Source organism: Bradyrhizobium sp. PRIMUS42, from assembly GCF_023006515.1.
Classification (GTDB): Bacteria; Pseudomonadota; Alphaproteobacteria; order Rhizobiales; family Xanthobacteraceae; genus Bradyrhizobium.
Window position 1 is genome coordinate 1 of the sequence record NZ_JALBGZ010000713.1, and the last position, 3,169, is coordinate 3,169.

Sequence of the window (3,169 nt, forward strand, 5' to 3'; positions counted from 1 at the left end):
CAGACCGCTTCGGCTTCGGCTGGCCTGGGTAGAGCTTGGGTTGCTGTCGCTTGCGGTTGAGCGAGTCGTAGCCGGAGCCGCTCGCGCCGGTGGCGGCCGGAAGGCCATAGGTCGGGACCTGGCCGATGCGCGAGGTTGCCGGCGTTTGCTGGCGCTTTCGCGGATCGGCATTGGGATCGGGTAGCGCTGGCAGCGCATCCGACGGTGCCTGCGGCACGCCCGCCGTACGGCGTGTCGGCAGCGTGTCCGGCGAGGCGAAGCCGCCGCGGTTAGGGTTGAACAAATCGGGCGTGAGGCTCTGGGCGGCCGCGGGCGCGCTTCCAAGGGCCGTCAGCGCAAGGCAGGGGACAAGGCACGGCAAAGCAGCGCACAGGAATTGCGCGCGTTTGCTCCGGCTGGTGCCTGGAGACGACCCCACGATCGAATAACTCCAACGAAATCAAACACTTTCGCAATGACGCCCACCGGCTGGCGGGAACCATCGTTAATGGAGTTAAAACAATTATGGTTAATGACCGGTTGAGGCTTCTGGTGTGCTCGTCGCCTCCAGAGCCGCGGCGTGCTAATGAGGCGCCGACCGGGCGAACGCGCCCTCCTCCCTGGACCAGAGCATGCCGAGTTCGAAACCGCTGATGACCGCATCATCCGGCCCCATCCCTGACAGCATCGAATCCGCGCTCCGCACGCTGGAGACGGAGAGCGGCGGCATCAACGCGCTCGCAGCCGCCCTGCGCGGCCCGCTAGGCGAGACGTTTGCGAGGGCTGTCGACCTGATCCGCAACTCCAAGGGCCGCGTCATCGTCACCGGGCTCGGCAAATCCGGCCACATGGGGCGCAAGATCGCCGCGACGCTGGCCTCGACCGGCACCCCCGCCTTCTTCGTGCACGCCGCAGAGGCCGGTCATGGCGACCTCGGCATGATCACCACCGACGACGTCATCATGGCGCTGTCCTGGTCCGGCGAGCAGCCGGAGATGAAGAACGTCGTGAACTATTCCGCGCGCTTCGCCATCCCCATGATCGCGGTGACCTCGAACGCGGCCTCCTCGCTCGGACAAGCCGCCGACATCGTGATCGAGCTGCCGAAGGCGCGCGAGGCGTGCCCGCACAATCTGGCGCCGACCACCTCGACCATGATGCAGGTCGCGGTCGGCGATGCCATCGCGATCGCGCTGCTCGAAGGCCGCGGCTTCACCGCGCTGGAGTTCGCGCATTTCCACCCCGGCGGCAAGCTGGGCGCAATGCTGAAATTCGTCCGCGACTACATGCGCACGGGCGCCGAGATCCCGCTCAAGCCTGAAGGCACCAAGATGTCGGAGGCCGTGGTCGAGATGTCGGCCAAGGGTCTCGGCTGCGTCTGCATCGTCAACGAAGCGAACGAGGTCGCGGGCATCATCACCGACGGCGACCTGCGCCGCCACATGCGCCCCGACCTGCTGACGGCATCGGTCGACGACATCATGACGAAGCAGCCGAAAACGGTCCCGCCCTCGATGCTCGCCACCGAGATGATCGAGGTGCTGAACACAAGCAAGATCACGACGCTGGTCGTGACCGAGGCGGGCAAGGTGGTGGGAATCGTGCATCTGCACGATCTGCTGCGGGCGGGCGTGGCGTAAGGCGCGCGCTCTCTCCGCTCGTCATTCCGGGGCGCGCCCGCTTGGGCGCGAACCCGGAATCCATTCATCTCCGAGGTTGCCGCTCGATGGATTCCGGGTTCATGCTTCGCGTGCCCCGGAATGACAGCGAGAGCGTGGCGCGTTCCTTTCCACCGTCATTGTGAGCGTAGCGAAGCATCCAGACTGCCGCCGCGAAAGCAGTCTGGATTGCTTCGTCGCAAGGGCTATGGCGGCGGTTAGACCGCTGGAAACTGCGCCGCCTTCTCCTCCAGCGGCAACCGCAGCCCGTTCGCCAGATACGACACCGTACGATAGAAGCCGCACAAGAGCATGATCTCGAGAATCTGCGCCTCGTCGTAATGTGCCGCGAGAGCCGCGTATTCCTCGTCCATGAATGTTGCACGGTGATGCAGGGCGTCCACCGCTGCGATCAGCGCCTGCTCGCCCGGTGACCAGCACGACGACGACGCATCGCCCCGCACCGTCGCACGCACTTCATCCTCCGTGAGCTTTGCAGGCCCGGCGAAGACAGCGACATGCACGCCCCATTCATATTCGCATTTGTTCAGCGCACAGGTGCGGTCGATGACGATCTCGCGCTGGCGGAGCGACAGCGGACCGGGATCGAGCAGGCCGCCGGCACGAAACTTGTCCCAGGCGCGGCTTTGACCCGCCATCACCCGGAACAGCATCAGCGGCGGCGCGCCGCGCATGATGCGATCGAACTGCGCCTGGATCTCCGGGGGATAAGGTGGGGTGAGCGGCGCAATGCGCGGCGTGGTTTGGGACATTGGCTGCCTCTCTTGCTACACTTATCGTAGCAGTACGCTACATTTTTTGTAGCAATGCGCAAGGGGCGACGATGTCGGAACGGGCAAACACGAAAACGCGTCCAGCGCGGGGATCGCGCACCGGACGGCCGATCATGGCGCTGCTGGACCTGCTCGGCCGGCGTTGGAGCCTGCGAATATTGTGGGAGTTGCGCGGCGAGCCCCTCACCTCCCGGGCATTGCGCACCGCCTGCGACGAGGCCTCACCGACAGTGCTGCAAGCGCGGCTGACGGAGTTGCGCGAAGCAGGATTCGTCGAGCTCGGCGAAGGCGGAGGTTATGGACTAACGCCGCTGGGGCGAGAATTGTGCGAGACGTTCATGCCGCTGCACCGGTTTGCGGAAAGGTGGCGCAGCAAGACCAATGCCTATTGAAACGACGCTGCGCCAACAACCTCGTCATTGCGAGCGCAGCGAAGCAATCCAGAATCTTTCCGCGGGAGAAATTCTGGATTGCTTCGTCGCAAGAGCTCCCCGCAATGACGGCGCCCTACGCAGCCGCCACGGTCAGATTCGCACCATCCACCTGCACCACCTTCACCCGCGTCCCCGCCGGCGTATCGGGCCCAGCCACGCGCCACACCGTGTCGCCGATGCGCACGGTGCCGCTGCCGTCGATGATCGGCTTCTCCAAAGTAAACTCGCGCCCGAGCAGCGCCTCGGTACGCCTGTTGAGGAAGGGGCTGGCGCTCGCATCCGGCTTCGGCCGGGCGAGGCGGCG

4 protein-coding genes and 1 pseudogene are annotated in these 3,169 nt (G+C 65.4%); 2 read left to right on the forward strand and 3 right to left on the reverse strand.

Annotation, left to right across the window (positions count from 1 at the left end):
• A pseudogene (locus tag MOV75_RS32335) lies at positions 1 to 418 on the reverse strand (hypothetical protein); the annotation flags it as partial.
• A gap of 193 nt (positions 419 to 611) precedes the next feature.
• Between MOV75_RS32335 and MOV75_RS32340 the strand changes: the two are divergent.
• Entirely contained in the window at positions 612 to 1,619 is a 1,008-nt protein-coding gene (locus MOV75_RS32340; protein ID WP_246931405.1) for an SIS domain-containing protein, read from the forward strand.
• Between the two features lie 236 nt (positions 1,620 to 1,855).
• On the opposite strand, the gene MOV75_RS32345 is transcribed toward MOV75_RS32340, so the two are convergent.
• Complete coding sequence (locus MOV75_RS32345) at positions 1,856 to 2,410, reverse strand: carboxymuconolactone decarboxylase family protein (protein WP_246931406.1); 555 nt, start codon at positions 2,408 to 2,410, stop codon at positions 1,856 to 1,858.
• A gap of 71 nt (positions 2,411 to 2,481) precedes the next feature.
• Between MOV75_RS32345 and MOV75_RS32350 the strand changes: the two genes are divergently transcribed.
• Positions 2,482 to 2,823: a helix-turn-helix domain-containing protein gene (locus tag MOV75_RS32350; RefSeq protein ID WP_246931407.1), complete on the forward strand. Its 342-nt coding sequence runs from the start codon at positions 2,482 to 2,484 to the stop codon at positions 2,821 to 2,823.
• Between the two features lie 115 nt (positions 2,824 to 2,938).
• Here the strand turns inward: MOV75_RS32350 and MOV75_RS32355 are convergent.
• Positions 2,939 to 3,169, reverse strand: a 231-nt coding sequence (locus tag MOV75_RS32355; RefSeq protein ID WP_247007348.1) for an NfeD family protein, incomplete at its 5' end; no start/stop codon positions are given.

Bases quoted from the DNA above. Each gene is read 5' to 3' on its own strand.
- MOV75_RS32340 (WP_246931405.1), top strand. From the start codon at position 612: ATGCCGAGTTCGAAACCGCTGATGACCGCATCATCCGGCCCCATCCCT.
- MOV75_RS32345 (WP_246931406.1), bottom strand. From the start codon at position 2,410: ATGTCCCAAACCACGCCGCGCATTGCGCCGCTCACCCCACCTTATCCC.
- MOV75_RS32350 (WP_246931407.1), top strand. From the start codon at position 2,482: ATGTCGGAACGGGCAAACACGAAAACGCGTCCAGCGCGGGGATCGCGC.